Annotated in this window: 14 protein-coding genes; 2 read left to right on the forward strand and 12 right to left on the reverse strand. The window is 66.4% G+C overall.

Features of this window, described 5'->3' with window-relative positions; translation table 11 throughout:
- Positions 1-284: 284 nt before the first annotated feature.
- Both LNW71_RS16805 and LNW71_RS16810 read left to right on the forward strand, forming a co-directional pair.
- Positions 285-806: a hypothetical protein gene (locus LNW71_RS16805; RefSeq protein WP_250968967.1), complete on the forward strand. Its 522-nt coding sequence runs from the start codon at positions 285-287 to the stop codon at positions 804-806.
- Between the two features lie 346 nt (positions 807-1,152).
- A complete protein-coding gene (locus tag LNW71_RS16810; protein ID WP_250968968.1) occupies positions 1,153-1,974 on the forward strand; it encodes a DUF317 domain-containing protein in 822 nt (273 codons plus the stop codon).
- A 239-nt stretch (positions 1,975-2,213) separates the two neighbouring features.
- Here LNW71_RS16810 and LNW71_RS16815 read toward each other — a convergent pair whose 3' ends face one another.
- The 12 genes from LNW71_RS16815 to LNW71_RS16870 form a co-directional block, all read right to left on the reverse strand.
- Positions 2,214-4,244, reverse strand: a complete 2,031-nt coding sequence (locus tag LNW71_RS16815) for an RNaseH domain-containing protein (RefSeq protein WP_250968969.1) — start codon at positions 4,242-4,244, stop codon at positions 2,214-2,216.
- Complete coding sequence (locus LNW71_RS16820) at positions 4,229-5,191, reverse strand: pPIWI_RE module domain-containing protein (protein ID WP_250968970.1); 963 nt, start codon at positions 5,189-5,191, stop codon at positions 4,229-4,231. The genes LNW71_RS16815 and LNW71_RS16820 overlap by 16 nt, the downstream gene beginning before the upstream one ends.
- 93 nt (positions 5,192-5,284) lie before the next feature.
- Positions 5,285-5,965, reverse strand: a complete 681-nt coding sequence (locus LNW71_RS16825; protein WP_250968971.1) for a hypothetical protein — start codon at positions 5,963-5,965, stop codon at positions 5,285-5,287.
- Positions 5,944-8,583, reverse strand: coding sequence for a hypothetical protein (locus LNW71_RS16830; protein WP_250968972.1), 2,640 nt, complete (start codon positions 8,581-8,583; stop codon positions 5,944-5,946). The genes LNW71_RS16825 and LNW71_RS16830 overlap by 22 nt, the downstream gene beginning before the upstream one ends.
- Positions 8,580-8,867: a hypothetical protein gene (locus LNW71_RS36505; RefSeq protein WP_250968973.1), complete on the reverse strand. Its 288-nt coding sequence runs from the start codon at positions 8,865-8,867 to the stop codon at positions 8,580-8,582. Before LNW71_RS36505 ends, LNW71_RS16830 begins: the two co-directional genes overlap by 4 nt.
- Positions 8,868-9,108: 241 nt before the next feature.
- Complete coding sequence (locus LNW71_RS16840; RefSeq protein ID WP_250968974.1) at positions 9,109-9,831, reverse strand: hypothetical protein; 723 nt, start codon at positions 9,829-9,831, stop codon at positions 9,109-9,111.
- 158 nt (positions 9,832-9,989) lie between these two features.
- A complete protein-coding gene (locus LNW71_RS16845; RefSeq protein WP_250968975.1) occupies positions 9,990-10,814 on the reverse strand; it encodes a hypothetical protein in 825 nt (274 codons plus the stop codon).
- Positions 10,775-11,212 carry a MerR family transcriptional regulator gene (locus LNW71_RS16850; protein WP_308294496.1) on the reverse strand — a complete coding sequence of 146 codons (438 nt, stop codon included), beginning with the start codon at positions 11,210-11,212 and terminating at the stop codon, positions 10,775-10,777. The genes LNW71_RS16845 and LNW71_RS16850 overlap by 40 nt, the downstream gene beginning before the upstream one ends.
- A 388-nt stretch (positions 11,213-11,600) precedes the next feature.
- Positions 11,601-11,981: a hypothetical protein gene (locus tag LNW71_RS16855; protein ID WP_250968977.1), complete on the reverse strand. Its 381-nt coding sequence runs from the start codon at positions 11,979-11,981 to the stop codon at positions 11,601-11,603.
- Between the two features lie 108 nt (positions 11,982-12,089).
- On the reverse strand, positions 12,090-13,832 hold the full coding sequence (locus LNW71_RS16860) for a mobilization protein (RefSeq protein WP_250968978.1): 1,743 nt from the start codon (positions 13,830-13,832) through the stop codon (positions 12,090-12,092).
- Entirely contained in the window at positions 13,829-14,380 is a 552-nt protein-coding gene (locus LNW71_RS16865) for a mobilization protein (protein WP_250968979.1), read from the reverse strand. Before LNW71_RS16865 ends, LNW71_RS16860 begins: the two co-directional genes overlap by 4 nt.
- Before the next feature lie 281 nt (positions 14,381-14,661).
- Positions 14,662-15,954 carry a hypothetical protein gene (locus tag LNW71_RS16870; protein ID WP_250968980.1) on the reverse strand — a complete coding sequence of 431 codons (1,293 nt, stop codon included), beginning with the start codon at positions 15,952-15,954 and terminating at the stop codon, positions 14,662-14,664.
- Positions 15,955-15,986 lie beyond the last annotated feature (32 nt).

A 15,986-nucleotide genomic window follows, 5' to 3' on the forward strand; every position in this document is an offset into this window, starting at 1 on the left:
GGCTGAAGGCAGGCTTCGCGGCTCAGGGCGTCCCACAGGCCGCCTGCCTGCCACTCCGATGGGGCCGCGAGACCGAGCTGACGATCTCAGCTGTCCAAGCCCTCGACCCGCTCCTTAAGGACGGGCGCCCGCTGACATACCGTAGCGGCTTCCTGCCCCAGCCCGTTGTCCGATTCACCGGGCAACGGGACACAACAGGTGCCCTCCGGGATGGGTTTCTGACCTCGTTCGTCAACGTCTCACGTGTCCAGCCGATTCAGCACCTGGACGAGTACGGAGCCATCTTGGACGGCTGGCTCAGCGTGCTGTCACGATTGGGCTTCCACGCGCGCCACATCAGCATCCACGGCGAGCTTGCAGCGTGGCGGCGCCGCCAAGTCGAAGGGATCACCCTTCGCATCAGGCACCTCGACCTGACACTCGGCGATATCGTCCTCCTTTGGAACGTCGACAACCCCGCGCGCATGGCAGTAGACCTGGGCACCGGGCTGGAACGACTGGCCTGGGCACGGACGCGGCAGGGGTGGAAGGACCTTGTCTTCGGTAGATTCGCGTCCCTGGCGCCACCGCCGACTCTGGATGCCGTCCGCACCGCCACTCTTCTCCTCGCGCATGGCATCCGTCCCGCCGCGCGAGGGGCTGGTGGAATCACCCGCCGGATGATCGGAACGGTCGATCCCGGTGTGGCGAGGCTGGGCGTCAGCTCCCTGGTGCGCGCGTCGTACCGGTACTGGCGACTGTTCGGTGAACCGAATGTTCCATGGCCAGCCGTGACCATGGCGATCGAGCAGGAACTGGGCATCTGACGGAAGGTTTCTGACGGATCGAGCCACTCCCCTGGGGCGGTTTCACCGATCGGTTCCGAAAAGCAAGCATCAAATAGCCGTTGGCACCCTAACCACCGAACCGCGGCCGGTACCCGAACCTCTCGCTGCAAAAACGGAGTTCGCCGACGGCAGACAGGAATACTCGTAGAAGGACTGGCCACGCGGGGCAAGGCATGTCAAGGTAAACGACCTTCCCGGAGATCTTCAGTTCACGTGGTTCGGAGTAATACCAGTGGCTCCGGTAAGCTCTGGATTCCCGCTTGGCCGTGTCGCTCCCTGGCACCCCGCCCGCTTTTTCTGCGGGCAGAAGATCTACTCCCATGCCTTGGAGGCGCTCCTGAGTCCGGATTCCCCGTTCGATCCATCCGTTGCGATTGGCGCTTCATCCGCGTACTGGGTCGGTCCCCGGCACTTGGCCGGCGATGACGGACGTCCCTACGATGCCGTCGCGGACCGTCTCGCCGGCATCGGCTGGACGAGCCTGACCGTCGTTCGCGGGCACCGTGAACTCGACGAGCCGCTGGAGGACCATCAGGTGCTGCGCAGCACGGTCCTGCACATCAGTCCCGACAGCCTTCGGTGGGCTCAGTGGGTCCTGCCGGACGAGCCATTCCATCTTGGTGGGCTGCCGATCGCGTGGCAGGTGTCGGCCCGTTCGGATGTGAGCAATCCGCTCGCCGACTGGTCCGCCTACTTCACACGCGACGTCCCGGGTGAATTCACAGCCGACTTTCTTGTGGCGCTCGACGCATGCGGCCAGCCCAGCGCTGTGTCCGCCGGCTCTGAGGCGGTGCTCGATTCGGTCGCTGCGCATGGTTGGCTGCGTGACGCCGATCAACCGCATGCGGCGGCAATGCATCCCACCTTCACTACCCGCCTCAGCCTCGGCGAGGTGCCGCCCCTCATCCAGGGCTCCGACCCCCGCGCTCTGACGGTCGAGGCGGACGAGCCGGGTGCGACGGGCTGGCAGGCGTGGGCTGAGCCCAGGATGGGTGCCTCGTACTTGTGGGCTGCGTCGTTCAGTGCCGGCGTGCCGCACGGCCTTGTTGCCGCCTTCGCCTCGTCGCTCAGCTCGACGGCACCGGTACTGCGGAGGGTGCTGCCGGAGAGTACGCGGGACCAGCTCCTGCTTGCCCCCGCCAGCTGAGCCGTACTCCCGCGCTATGAAGCCGGGCTCCCGGACGGGGCCCGGCTTCACGTCGTTTCGGCCAGTTGGGCGAGCTTATGTTCGAGTCCGGTGCGTGCTGCTCGCCATCGCGGTCATATCTGTGCGACTCGTGCGCGTGTCGGCTGAGCTTTAAGCCAGGTGGGCCGAGGTGCAACCGATGCGGCCGTGCAGTGCACGAAGGGCGGTCGGCCCCTTCGCTGCCAGTGATGCTCTACAAGTCAGTACCCGCTGGCCTCCTTCAGAATCTCGATGCTCTCGTGATCCTTCGGCTCGGAGCGTCGGAACTGGGGATGGCCAAGGTCCATCTGGAGCGCGGCGTGGAGGGGAGCGGGATACCGCGTCCGGTCTGCCCAGGAGAGTGCCTGGTGGCTGAGCCGTGCCGCAGCGACCGCGAGAATCTCTCGGTCGTACCCGTCCCGCGTGTGCATGGGGGTAATTTCCCGCGTGGTCATGCTGTACCACGGTGAGTTGAGTTCGTTCTCCTTACGTTCGTCGGCGTTCTTCGATGCCTTTCCGGGTTTGGCCCGCCAGCGGGTCTTCCACTGACCGTGTCGCTTCTTGCCGTAGTTGCGGGGTTCGGTGAACAGGAACCACGGGTGACCCTCGGGGCGGTCCTCCGGGTAGTACAGGTCGCTGGAGGTCTTGAGCGGGACGGTTTTGCCGTTCTTCTGCTTCTCGGTGACGGCGACCAGACGGGGCATCTCTGCTTGCGCGCAGTTCATGCGGATGATGCCGACCGGGTTCCAGGACGGAGGTAGTCCGCTTGCGGGAAGCCAGAGGCGCGGGTCGTCGGGATCCTTTCCGAGGCCCTGCTTGTTGTTGTGAAGGCCAGGCCAGACGCGGCGGCTCGCGTGGCCGTCGATCATCAGGGCGTAGGGCAGGCCGTCGAGTTCGTCGTGGAGCTCTTGGAGGGCCGTGCGGACGTCATCGCCGGCCTGTGCCCAGCGCTGGAAGTCGCTGTCCCCGTTCTCTGTGTGAAGGGGGTAATTGGCGGCGTGGAAGTTGCTCTGCGCGAGGGCGTAGTGCTCCCACCGCGGATGGATGTTGCTCCAACCGATCATGCGCCAGGGGCCGCCCGGTTCAGGAGACGGGATGATCGCGCTGGCCGTGATGATCCGTTTGGGTGCGCCCTTGTACTTGCGGTCTGTGGCCTGTTTGCGGATGTGGATGCCGCAGAACGCCATGCGGGGCAGCGGGTACGGATCGTCGTCGGGGTAGAGGGCGCGCTCGAAGCGGTCGTCCACGACGCCGCATGAACGGTAGAGGTCCAGCACACCCATGTAGACGCGGTGGTCTTCGAAGGCTTTCGCGGGCTTCTTGATGATGTTGAAGGTCTTGGTGAAGGAGTCGTACTCGCGGCCGACGAGGAACTGAGACGGCACTGCGGCTTTGGCTAGTTCTCGCACGACCTGGTGTTTGGCATCGTTCTCCGCAAGGGCGGTCTTCACCTCGGCGGATTTCATACCCTCGTGCTCCTCGCCGCGCACCGGGATCTCCGTTTCGCACCACGCGGCGAGGAGGACCCCGGGTTCTGCGAACTTACTGATGATCGTTTGGGCGTCGGCGGTGCGCTGAGTGCCGGGGCCGTGCTCCAGGAGGGCTTCGGCGTTGCAGAAGACAGCTTCGATGCCATCGGCGAGCGGGATGGTCTTCTCTCCGCTGGGGTCAGGGTCGATGTCGTGGGGATCGAGGCCGTAAGGGTGGGCAAGCCCGTGGATCATCCGAGTGAGGGTCGCTTCCCGGTACCACAGGCACAGGATGCGGAGCTTCTTGTACCCGGCCGCCTCAACGGAACGGTGGATTCCTTCGGGAGAGGGCTTGCCGATGAGATCGACGTACTCGCCGTCCTCCTTCTTCTGCTTCTTCTCTTTCGCCTGGGCGGCGGTGGCGGGCTCATGGGCACGCTTGCCGAAGACATTGCCCTTCGACTTGAGGTCGAGCAGGGAGGCTGTGTTGCCGAAGACGCGCTGGACGTGGTCTCGCAGCAGCGAGAGGTGGTAGATGCCGGCGCCGGTTCCGACGGCGAAGGAGTCTGTCTTGGGCATGGTTGGCCTGATCGCACCAGGTGGCGGCGTCAGGATGTCGATCCGTTTGCCGTTCTCGTCCTTGGCATTCAGCCGGTTGCGCTCGTCTGTGACGCGTTCCTCGATAGCGGTGAGCGATGACCGGTCGGTGCTCATCTTCGCCAGGATTTCCAGCGCGTGCTTGTTCGTCTGCCGCAAGCCGCGCCCATCTAGGGATACGGACATGAGGGGCCTGTCCGCCCCTGGTCCACCAGGACGGTGCTGGCATGGATCACCGTGTTGTTGACGCGTCGGATGTGGGCGTCGAGATTCAGTACGGGATTCGGCTCGGCCGTGTAAGTGGCCATCTTCACCGACAGGCGAGACATCGCGTACTGGACCTGGCTGCGGGTGGGATTCTGGGGAAGGGCCATGATCGCTTCGCCAAGGTCGACCGGGTGGGCGAGATTGGCGAAAACTGGGCCGATGGGCTGGTCCCAGGCGATCAGGTCACCGGTGCTGATCGGCCGGTACTGCACTGCCGCGATGTTTTCGGAAGGCTGCCAGTCGGCGGTCCGGTGCTTCGTTTCGCCGTTCGCAGCCTCATACGCCTCAAGGACTGGCTCGATTTCCTGGTCGAGGAACGGCTTCGAAGCCAGTTTCCTTGCGATGTGCCACTTCACCGCCTCGTATGCCCAGCTGTCCGGGCTGGCGGGCTTGCCGTCCTCTGGCTGAAGGATGTTCTCCGCGAGGCTGAGGCGCCGGGGCGCAGCCTCGGCCACCAGCCGAGCCAAGGTGGGCTGGTCCATGAAGGGGATCTCGTCCAGCGGGACCTTACGGGCGATGCCCTCCAGGTAGGTGAAGACCTTCCTGAGAGTCTCGGGCTCCACGGGGTTGAGCGTCACCATGAAGGCCAGGTACTTGTCCAGGTAGACGTAGCCGTCGGTGATCTGCTGGAGCACGGTGACAGCGATGGAGTAGGGGACCAGGAACGGGTCGGACTCCTGAACGTCCTTGATCCACTTTCCGTTTCTTGCTGCCGTGCTCCCCAGCTCTCGCCAGGCCCTGCGGACCGGCGATTGGTAGTCGCCGAAATCCCAGACCAGGGCGGTCATGTCGCCCAGAAGTTCCGGGGTGCACCGGATCGATGTGGTGTGCGCGGTGAGATCCCGCTGCGTGTTGCTTCGCCCCATGAGCAGGGGTACCTCGTCTCTCGTTCTCTCCCACCGGGGAGAGGAATGCGGGCCTGTCTCCGCCATAGCAAAACGGAGGCTGCAGTGGTCAGTTCAGAGCATCTCCTGGTCCAGGCCCGCGTAGGTGAGGAATGCCTGAAGCGCTTGACCGTAGAGCTCATTCATGATTTCGCGCTGCTTGGGAGTCCAGTCGCGATAGATCTGCTCGATGATGGTGGCCAGGTCGGAGCTGAACTTCTTGTCGTGAATGGAGTGGTCCACGATGTGGAGTGTCATGTCGGTCTCGCCACGACGAGCGCGGCCGGCGAGCTGGATGAGCAGGACGAGCATGCCTGCCACGAGTTCCTTGCGCAGGTCGTGGTCCATGTTGGAGAACCGGGCCGGGGAACGAAGGATTTTGGTCAGCTGCTTCCAGGAGGCTTCGCTCGCTGTGCGCAGTACGGCCAGGGGCTCGTCGCTGCCGCCGACAGGAAGGGTGTTGAATCCGGCGGCGTTGACGCTCGCGTGCAGCCAGTCGGTGTCCTCGATGCTGAGAACGGGCCGGACGCACAGATAGATATCACGGACCGCCGAGCGCGTACCGACGACGATGTTCAGGCCCCTCCCGATCACAGCGAGAGGCGCAATGAGGATCTCTCCCCGGTCAGGAAACTCCTTGAGCTCCTCGCGGACCATCCGGTCCACATGAGCGGGCAGATGTTCCTCGTAGCGCTGCTTCTCCGGCTTCTTCACCAATAGGCAGACCCGGTGATTCAGCCCGTCGGCCTGTGCCACCCCAGCGGCAAGGTGCGCAGCTTGCTCATAGGAGTTGACGGCGAGGATGACGCGGGCCCGCTCCGGTTCCTGCTTCTCCAGGCGGGCAAGGCGCCTGGAGAGCTGTTGCTCGTACAGGCCCTGCCAAGGTCGCGGAGCGCCTTCGGTTTCAGCTCCTGAGGGAGCCCTCCGACCCTCATGGCGTCCCCGTTGTTGCCCCGTACCGGGGTGGCGACGGTGACGATGGACTCGGGGCGGGTGTCGGGTAGCCACCAGCGGACCGGGGCGTGGATGTGTTCCTGTACTGCTTGGGGCAAGTACGCGGTGGCGGACAGACCCATGACCGGGCGCTGCACGCCGGCGGTCAGCAGGGCGGTGAGTCCGCCAAGTTCACTGACGAAGGTATGGGGATCACCACCGAAGGAACGGGACAGGAGCTCCGCTTCCTTCTCCTTGTTGTCCATACCCTTCACCTGGTAGCCATGGATGAGGCGGCCCAGCATGGCCAGGGGGTAGAGGGTGGAGACCGTCCTGCTGCGCATCGTCTCGAGGATCTTTCGAACTGATCCCAGGTCGAGGTAGCGCAGAGTCTGCGCCTGCATGCGCACCTCGTCCAGGGCACCGTCGAGCTCTCGGAGCACGGTGCGGGTGACCAACAGGTTCACCACGGCGGCTCGCTTATGCGCATCGGGCACGAGATCGCACAGGAGCGTGCGCATCGCGTCGCGGGTATCAGTGAGGTGGTCTTGGCCGCGCTGCGCCGTGAGCGTGGTCAGGGCCGTTTCGACGGCGTCCCAGTCGGCTCCTTCGGGAAGCTCGATCTCCTCATCCGGTTCTGCGTCGAACCAGGGTGCGGGCATGATCTCGTCGAGGAAGGCGAATAGCTCCGGCGTAACATCCTCAGCTGAGGTCAGGTCGGGGAAGAGAATGCGCAGGATTTCGCGGTCCCTGGACCGGGCCAAACGCCAGCCGGTGTTGTCGCGGCTGGCCCCGTCAGGGCTGTCCGCCTCGCTGCCCGGGTTCATCTTCAGCCCGCTGCCGGAGCAGAGCCACAGCAGCAGCATCTCAGCCATGAGCCGGGCGTGACTGACCGGCGCTACGAGGCCCATCTCATGGACTACGGGGAGATTCTTGGCATCGGAGTCGATCTCCCGCAGCGCACTCGTCCGCTTCCGGGAGGCCAGAGTGATTTCCGAGGTGCAACTGCTGATGGCAGCCGTCTGGAATGCGTCGATCTCATCGATCACGAGCGCATCACAGGCGCGCAGCGTCATCTCCAGGACGCTCATGCCCCTGGTGCCGCGAGCCTTGCCGCGGAACTCCTGCCCGTCCAGGACGACGCCGATGCGTGTCTGGCCTTCCAGCAGGTTTGCGTGGTTGGTGACGATGACGGCCGCGTCGGCGGCTTTATAGAACTGCTGGAACTTTCCGCACACCGGGGCGAACGAGCAGGTGAGCCGCGTGGAGCCGGTTGCCGCGGAGGTCAGCGAGGTGCAGTTTTCCTCACCGTGCGGATACAGGGTGGGCGGGTCCATCAACGCCCGCTGCGCGCAGCCGGTCGACAGGAGCCCGATGTCGGTCCTGGCACGCCGGTCCCACTCGTCGATCTGGGTGGAGGACCCAAGGGCGGCGTAGTCCATGGCTCGGCGGTGCATGCTCGACGGAGACATCAGCGGAGTGCAGTGAGCGGGCTCGTCGAGATGCTCTTTCCGGTGCAGGTAGGTCAAGTCGTTGTTGATGTCCCAGGCCATGTCCAGGGTGGCGCGGACATCAGTGACGGCGAGGGCGATCCGTCGGTCGTTCATCGCCGCCCAGGAAGCCAGGACCCGTACCAGGACTGTCTTGCCGCTACCCGTGGGGGCGTTGAGGACCTGTAGGTCTCCGGCAGTCAGGTCGAGTTCGGTCAGCGTGCCGTCGGTGGTCTTCATGCTCTTGAAGAAGCGCTTGAGTACCTGGTGCAGGTAGGCGACGCTCTTGTTCTGCCCGCTGAGGATCTTGGCGACGTCCAGGAGTTGCTTCACCGTCGGCGCGACTCGGTCGCGCTGCGGGCGGGTGTGCACTTGCGGCAGAACCTCGTGGCCGGGTGCTTCAAAGAACCCGGGAGTCTCCTGGATAGAGATTTCCCTGCTGGTCGTGCCATGTTCCTTGCCCAGGTAGGCCGTCCTCGTCCGGAGCGTTCCCGGGCCGGCGAACGCCTGCGCCTTGGGGCGCTTGCCGAAGGTGAAGAACGGGCCGGTGACACGATGCGCGTAAGCGAGAAAGTCCCCTCCCACCCGGGGGATCACCGCGTTCGCCAGATGCGGATCCCCGGATGGCAACCGAAGCGACCCTCCCGACTTGTCCGCGGAGGCGGGATCGGGAGTCAGGGTGCCGAGCAGCGCGAGGACCGCGGCTCTGATCCTCTTCTCGTCCGTCCATTCCTGAGCCATCAAGAACATCACTTGGCGGATCAGATTCCGCTCGGCCATGGGCAGGCTTGGCCATTCCGCCCATGCCTGCGGCTTGCGATAGGCGAAAAATGTGGCCTCTTCGAAGCCGGCCAGGACGTGGCCCTCGTCGTCCTTGCGGGGGAAGTAGTGCGCGGCCAGCGCGAGTGCTCCGGCCAGGCCGGCTTCCTGCCCGGTCATCTCCCCGATCATGCCCGGTCCTCCTTGACCTGCCCGATGATCATCTCCAGGTAGTCCGTGGCGGTCATCGCTGCCTTCATCCTGTGGATGCGGCACACCGCATCGAGTTGGTCCACCTGCTCCTGGCGATGGTCGGGCACCACCAGATACTCCGCGCCACCCTGATCGCCGCCGTCCATGTGCAGCTTGTTGACCAGGTGATTCGGCCAGGTGTAGTCCTTGAAGTCGGCAGGAAACAGTGGCTTCTCTCTGCCTTCGCGGGTGATCCATAGGTCGCACTGGTCCCGTTGGGCCACAGGTGCGACTCCCAGGCCGTTCCCTCCAAGGCCGCAGCAGCGGCTCGGTGCAGGGCCAGCTCGGGGAGACCGGGGATAACCGTGTAGCGCCACACGGGCCTCACCAGCGCCACATACTCCGTCGCTGGCTTTGCTTCCGGCACTTGTGGCACGGCCCCGGTCCACAGGCGCGCGAACCTTCCGGACGGCACCCGGCATTCAAATGTCGGGCTCAGGACCGGCGCTGTCTTCTTCCGAGCAGTCACGACGAACTCGTACGACGCGCCCGTCTCCTCGTGCCAGGGGTACAGGCACCGCACCCTGCCCGGGTGCGTCCGCCCATCCGGGAAGCCGCCACCTTCATAGGCCACTTGCAGGCAGGGCACGGCCACCACCAGCCGTTGTACTGCGCGTACTGAGGGATCGGCTTGTAGAAGTCGTTTGCTCGGGATGGAAGGTTGAGTTCCGCGAGGTTGCCACACGGCTCCGTCGGGTTCTCCACCAGCGTGGAGCGGTGCCTCTCGTAGAAGGGGCCCTTGATCGAGCTGAAGACGGCTTCCTGGCTGTACTCGTCATCCAGCTTCGGTTTCGTCACCTGGCCGGCGAACTTGCCGACTTTCTGCGCGGCCCGCATGACGCGCTGGGCTTCGTGCCGGAAATCGAACCCCTCTTCGGTGGCGACACCCTCACTGTCCATGAGGCGCACACCCGCGAGGGCCTCGCTGTCGATCCAGTCAGGCAGCAGCCCCTCCAGGGAGCCGGCCCGGTCGCCGGTGAGCCTGCCCATCAGTTCATCGAAGGGAATCAGGTGGCCCGGGCCACAGGCTGCCATCAGGATGCCGTGGGCCTCCATGAGACGGTCGAGGCGTCTCGGCCCGTCCAGTTCCTCGTTGGCCATCGCGTGCTCACACACGGCGAATGCCTTGACGATTTCCAGCAGCGAGTGAGTCTGCTGAATGCCTGTTGTGTCCTCAGCTTGCTTCACGCGCCGGACCCTACGGCAGGGCACTGACAATGAGGCCGAGAACGCTTACGACCTCGTGCACGATAAGGATCGTCGCTGCATCAGTGCAGGTCAGCGGCTCGGGCGTCGCGAAGGCGCAAGCCGTTGACCTGCGGCGACGCCTATCGTGCACGAGCTTGTTAGTCAGAGCTCCCGTTGATGCCCTCGGTATCGATGCCGGGATACAGGCTGCGGTATGCATCGAGATGATCGGCGATGTGGTACTGCCCGGAGTCTGTAAGGAACCACCGGTACGGCCCGTGAGTCACTCCGTCGGGGTGCCGCAACACAATGAAGCCACGGCTCGGGGTGCGTCCGTCAGGGCTTTGCCCCACTGCCAGGTAATGCGGCCCACGGCCCGCGAGACTGCCGTCTACCCCCTGCGTCCCAGCGCGCGCAACGCGGACCATGATCTTCCATAGCCACGACGACAGCAGTGGTGCGGGCGGTCCCGCCTCGCGACGAACACCGAGCGCTGCGCGTGCCACCGCTCGGCCGGGCCGGGTCATCTCCACCCGGGTACGGGGCAGATCCCCCAGCCCGTCGATGTAGACCCGGTCTCGGTATACAAAGATCAGGCCGCGCCGCTCCAAAGCGGCCACGGAAGACCCGGCGCCGGGGTCGTGCACCCCAGCCGCGCGCAGCCGCTCCTGGATGCGGGTGTAGCCGACTGCATCGGATGAGGCGGAGAGGGCCAACGTCATGCGCCGCCACTCGGCGGCCGGCCGTCGCTCCGCACTCAGGTGGCGGGCGTGGCGCTGTTCTTCCTCGGCTTCCTGATCCTGCCGGAAGATGCAGGTCAGATAAGTGCGCTGCCGGTCGTTGAGGGAGCTCCAGGCATTCAGCTTCCCAGCCGGCTGACGGACGCGTGGGGCAGGAAGCAGCGGAAGAGGATCCTTCGGGCGGCTGCGACGCCAGGCATCCATTACCACCCGGTCAGGAATCCGATAGACGTGGGCAAGCATGCGGACCACCTGCCCGAGGGTCTCTTGGGACCCCACGCCCAGCCGCGTACACGCCTGCCACGTTCGAGGTCACGGATCTTCTCAGCGCTGATACGCAGGTCATGTGCGCCCCGCTTGTTCCGCAGAGCCGAGGCGACCTCTTCGGTGCTCATGCCTGCGTCACGGCGCAAGTCGGCCAGGCTCTCAGTGCCCGGGTCGCGCCCCGTCAGGACCTGTGCGCCGCACTGCAGGACTTCCAGTAGCCGACCGAAGGCCCGGTCCCCGACAGCCCGTGTTCCTGCCTCCCAGTGACGTACGGCACGCGGAGTAACTCCCACAGCCTCGGCTAACTCTTCCACGCTCATGTCTCTGAACAGGCGCTGACACTCCAGGGCCTGACTACGTAGGGACTGCGCCATGCCAGAAGCAAAACGCAGTGAACAGTTCACCGCAACCGCCCCTGAGTGCCGATTGTGGGCGAGGCAACTGATGGACCAAGAAGGGGCGGAAGACCAACGTCCTCGCTCAGCTCCACCGCACCGGTACTACGTCGAGCGGGATCAGCTCCTACGGCCCCTGCCAGCTGGCCGTGCCCCACGCCACGAAGCCGGACCTCCCGCATGGGCGGTCCGGCTCCTGGCTGCTCCGGCAGGTCCTCCGCATTGCGGACTTGTGGTGCCCGGGGCGGGACCGTGTCGTACCTGGATGCTGTATTCAGCTCACTAACCTGGCTCCGACCGTCGAGGCCGGGAAGCGCTCTGGCCGGACCGGTTCCTGGCCGAGGCTAATGAGTGCCGTGGCCCTTCGTCAGAAGGTGTTGGCGGTGAAGGGACGCGAGGGTATGGCTACGAGGCCGAGCAGGCGGTTGAACTCCGTCCGGTCCTCTTCGCTCATGAGCTCGTGGGCGTTGCCGAGGTTCTTCAAGGTGAGCTGCTGCATGAACGGGGCGAGGAAGCGCTGCAGTGCTTCCGGGGCGTCAGCCCGTGCCTGCCGGTGCTTCACGAAGCGCTTGAACTGCGCGTCAAAATCGAGGAACTCGCTGCGAGTCGCTGTGAGGACATGAGCTTGCTCCTCCTTGCTGAACGGCCGTCCGTCGCGATGGCTCCACGTGTTGGTGTCGGCTCGGCACTTGAAGTCCGCGTCGGCGAGGAGGGCGATGATGTCGGGTCGGGATGAGGTTGCGGTCATACGGGTGTGACGCTCCTTGTGGGATTGGATGGGGAGCATCAATCGTCTGGAGAATCGCCGGTTGGGCTATCCGGCGATCGTCGGCTATGTTGCGCCCGTTTTCCCGGGTCAGTGCCCGCGGCTGGATTGGTTCGACGCCTGAGCCGCGGGCGGTGTGGAGAGGACCGGTGTCGGGATGTGCCGGCCGTCTCGGGCGCCCGCGGACTGGAGGTTTTCGGGTGCTGCTGCGGGCAGGTGGGCGCTGCGGCGTAGGCGCCAGACGAGGACATCGCTGATGGAGGCTGCGCTGCCGAGCTCGCGTCGCACGGCGGCGTCGGTGAGCAGTGCGCCGGGGTCGTGGCCCGCTTGTCGGGCGTCGGTGAGGGTGGCGGCCAGGGCGGGCCAGCCGGGCTCTGCCTGGATCCGTTCGGCGAGCTCTGGCAGTGCCTGGTGCAGGAGAGCGGCTTGCCGCTCTCGAATACGCGGTGCCATCCGCTGGCCTCGCTGGTGGAGGGCGGCGATGGGGTGGGCCGCGGCAGCCTGGTAGGCGGTGCGTAGATGCTCGGCGGCTTGCTGGGCTGCCGCTGCCTGCTGGCTGTGGTGCCTTTTGGCGTGCCAGTTCGCCGCGGCGATGGTGAGGAAGAAGGCCATGTCGATGACCATCGCCGTGGTGGCTCCGTCTTCGCCGCGCCCGAGTGCGGGGCCACTGTGGACGAGATCGTGGGCGGCCTGCCGCAGAGCGTGGTCACGTCCGCGTACGGCGCGGACATGGGAGCGGCCGGCCCGCTCGAACGCGTTGGCCGCCTCCCGCAGTTGTGCACGGGTGTGCGCGGCAGAGGTCTTGGCGAGCGCGTCCAGGACCTCACTCGCTGCGCCGATCTGCGCTGCCGCCCTGCCGTCGTCGCCGTGGTCGATGATCAGTAGGGCTTGCCAGCTGGCAGCCGCAGCCCGGCGCCGAGCGAACGCGGGATGGGTCACCTGCGGCAGGGCGGGCTGCACCGGCTCGGAACCGCCCTCGGAGACCGCCTCTGCTCGGAGAGACCAGCGTTCGCGGATACGGGGCAGGGACAGGTCGGGTGCGAGGGTGGAGCCGGCATAGAAAACCGGCTCGTCGTCCTTGTTGCGGTCACCAGGCAACGCGACCTTGTAGCCGAGCAGATCGCCCGAGGGTGCGATCCGCTTGCGGATCAGAAGGCCGTCGGCGGCTAGACGGTCGAAGAACTCATCTGTGGAGGCGGCGCCGGCCGACGCGCCGCGCACGGTCTCGCGCAGCTCCTCCCGCACCGTGCCCTCTCTCCCATGGCGTTCGGCTTTGTGGCGCTCGGCGCTGGTGGGGCGTTTGGCTGCGGTGCCGTCGCCGGGGGTAACGCGGTGTAGGTCGTAGTCGGCTTCGATGAGACGGGCTTCGGTCTGGGCGCGTTGGCCGGAGCGGTGGTGGTCGGGGCGGCGGCCGTCCTCGCGTACGAGGGTGGCGATGATGTGGATGTGGTCGTCGGCGTGGCGGACGGCGGCCCACCGGCACCCTGCGTCGTCTGGGCCGCCGGAGTCGATGCCGGTGGCGGCGACGATGCGGCGGGCGATGTCGCCCCATTCCTCGTCGCTCAGGATGCGGTCGGTGCGTGCTGCGCGGACGGAGCAGTGCCACACGTGCTGTTCGGGTCGCTGGTCTTCGTCGAGGAGGTGCAGTGGCTGGTCGAGAAGCCGCTGGAGGTCTTCCTTCGTCGCGGAGGGGTCGCGGCCGGGGTCAGGCGCCATGTCGTCGAAGGAGGCGACAAGGTGGGGGTCGACGTGCTCTTCGCGGGTGCCCTTGCCGTAGAGGTAGTTGAGCAGGCCGCGGGTGCTGCTGCCTTGCTTGTGGATGCTGGGGATCAAGTGGTCTCGTCCATCTGGCGGTTGTTGATCCGCTCAACGGCTGACCTGGTGGCGGTGGCCGCGCGGCGGACGTAGGTGAGGGTTTCCTCGATGCGGGCGCTGTCGATGTCGCCGCCCGAGTTGAGTGTCTTGGTCATCTGGTTGAGGTTGCTGCCGGCCCAGCCGAGCTTGCGGCCGGTGGCGAAGAGCTCGGTGAGGACGTCGTGGTCGGCGGCGATGGTGGCGGCGGTGCGGGTCTGGTCGCGGGCGGCGGCCAGGGCGGAGTGGGCGAGGAATCCGGCGATGCTCATGCCGACGGCGTCGGCGCCGGTCTGGATGAGGGTGCGTTCGCGTTCGTTGAGTCGGACGCTGTGGGCGGGGCGCTGCTTCTTGTCGCGCGGGCGGGGTTTCCCCTTGGTCAGGCGCGTGTGGCTGGCCGTACTTGGCTGCGAACCGCCCTCGGTCGCAGCCCTCCCGTCCGGCGCCCCCTGGCGCTGGTCGGGCCCCGCCACCCCTGGGGCGAGGTCGGGTTCGGACGCTCCCCTGCGGGGGAGTGTCCGAACCTCCAACTTGCTCCGCTTTGGGCTGGCGTGGCTTGGGGCGCGTTCTGATGCTCTGGGCTGTGGGTGCACGAATCCTGCATGGAGAGCAGCTCCTGGTTGAGGGGAGAGGGCAGCGGACCAGGTCGACGTACGGGCAGCGTCCCCAACGCCCGCTGGTTCGAGCGGTGAGTCGCGAGGGAGGGCCGTGCGTGCCTGGTCAAGCGGTGCCAATGGGGCGGGGCCGTGGGACCAGACGGGGTGCTGGTCCACGGCCCCCGTTCGGCGTTCAGGGCTGACCGGATATCCGGTCAGTCCGTGGGGACGGCGGTCTCGCAACCCTGCTCTGTCGCCAGGAGGGCCTTGAGTTCGGTGAGCCGGTCCTCGGAGATGGGGAGGTCGGCCTCGCGGATGGCGTTCCGTAGGACGGCGCGGGTGGCTGTTCCGTGCATGGCGATGGCCGCGCGGCCGATCGCGAGGAGTTCGTCCATCTCGGCACCGGGAGGACGTCCGTAGCGTTGCGCCGCAGGGACGTCGTCCTCGTGGGACGGCTCGGTGGTCTCGCGCGTGGGGACCGAATCGTGCAGGGGAATTTGGTTCTGCACGGATCGAGGAGGCAGGGACTCAAGACGAAGGTTGGAGTCGGCGTGCTCCCCGGCTTCCTCGCTCGTCAAGTCGAAACCTGCACCCGATCGGCTGCGCCGCGGAGTCGTCTCGACATGGCGCAAGGCGCCTTCGTTCGGAGTGAAGGCGGTCCAAGGCGATGGCAGTTCGATCGTGGCCAGCGCTGTCGCGTGACGGCGGACGGCAAGCTGGTGCAACAGCACTTCGCGCTGGCGCTGGTCGACTCCCACAGACGCTTGGGCGACGGCGCGGGAAAGCCGTCGCGCCGTTCGCCGGCCTCGCCAGCCGGCGCGCTGCTTCGGGGTTCGCTCCGCAAGGTGCGCGGCCAGGGCGACGGCCCTGCGGGTGGCACGGTCGCGGCTGATCTGCGCGGCGTCACGATCGTGTTCGGCGACCCCAAGGCGCGAGAGGCCGCGTTCGCGTGCTTCGCGACCTATCCGGGCGAGGAGGCTGTGGGAGGCCGCCTCGGGCGTGCGGATGCGCAGTTCGATGCCCATGGTCTGATGCCAGAGCAGTGCGGCCATGACCGGCCCCACGAAGGCCCGCACCGTGCCGCCGACCACACCTGACTCGGCATACGCGGGGATCACCTGTACAGCGGTGATCACCCAGGTCAGGACGCCGGATAGGCCGGGTGCTTGCCTGGGGCCGTGCAAGTTCTGCCGCGCCAGCAGGGCCGTGGCGAAGAGGGCGAGTTCCGCGGCGGCGAACAACGCGGTGCGCTGGGTTGTGCCGCTCATGTCGAGGTAGTCGGCGGCGAACCGCCAGCTGGTGTCGGCGCTGTAGGCGGTACATCCGACCGCGGCCAGCGCGGCGACCCTGACCGCGGGCGTTCCGGGCTGTCGCTTGGCGTGGTTTCGGGGAGCGCGTTGGTAGATCAGCCAGCTGACCAGCAGCACTGTGCAGGTGGCCAGGAGAGCGGCGAGCGCGATCGGTATCGCGTTCCAGTACCCGATTGCGGGCATGGCAAGTTCCGTCATGCAGGGGTCTCCAAAGGACCCGCCGCGCCGTG

Origin of the sequence: Streptomyces sp. RKAG290, assembly GCF_023701695.1 — a bacterium.
Taxonomy (GTDB): domain Bacteria; phylum Actinomycetota; class Actinomycetes; order Streptomycetales; family Streptomycetaceae; genus Streptomyces.

Coding starts and splice junctions, on each gene's coding strand:
- LNW71_RS16870 (WP_250968980.1), bottom strand. CDS start 15,954: ATGACGGAACTTGCCATGCCCGCAATCGGGTACTGGAACGCGATACCG.
- LNW71_RS16815 (WP_250968969.1), bottom strand. CDS start 4,244: ATGTCCGTATCCCTAGATGGGCGCGGCTTGCGGCAGACGAACAAGCAC.
- LNW71_RS16830 (WP_250968972.1), bottom strand. CDS start 8,583: ATGATCGGGGAGATGACCGGGCAGGAAGCCGGCCTGGCCGGAGCACTC.
- LNW71_RS16845 (WP_250968975.1), bottom strand. CDS start 10,814: ATGCTTGCCCACGTCTATCGGATTCCTGACCGGGTGGTAATGGATGCC.
- LNW71_RS16820 (WP_250968970.1), bottom strand. CDS start 5,191: ATGGGGCGAAGCAACACGCAGCGGGATCTCACCGCGCACACCACATCG.
- LNW71_RS16855 (WP_250968977.1), bottom strand. CDS start 11,981: ATGACCGCAACCTCATCCCGACCCGACATCATCGCCCTCCTCGCCGAC.
- LNW71_RS16850 (WP_308294496.1), bottom strand. CDS start 11,212: ATGGCGCAGTCCCTACGTAGTCAGGCCCTGGAGTGTCAGCGCCTGTTC.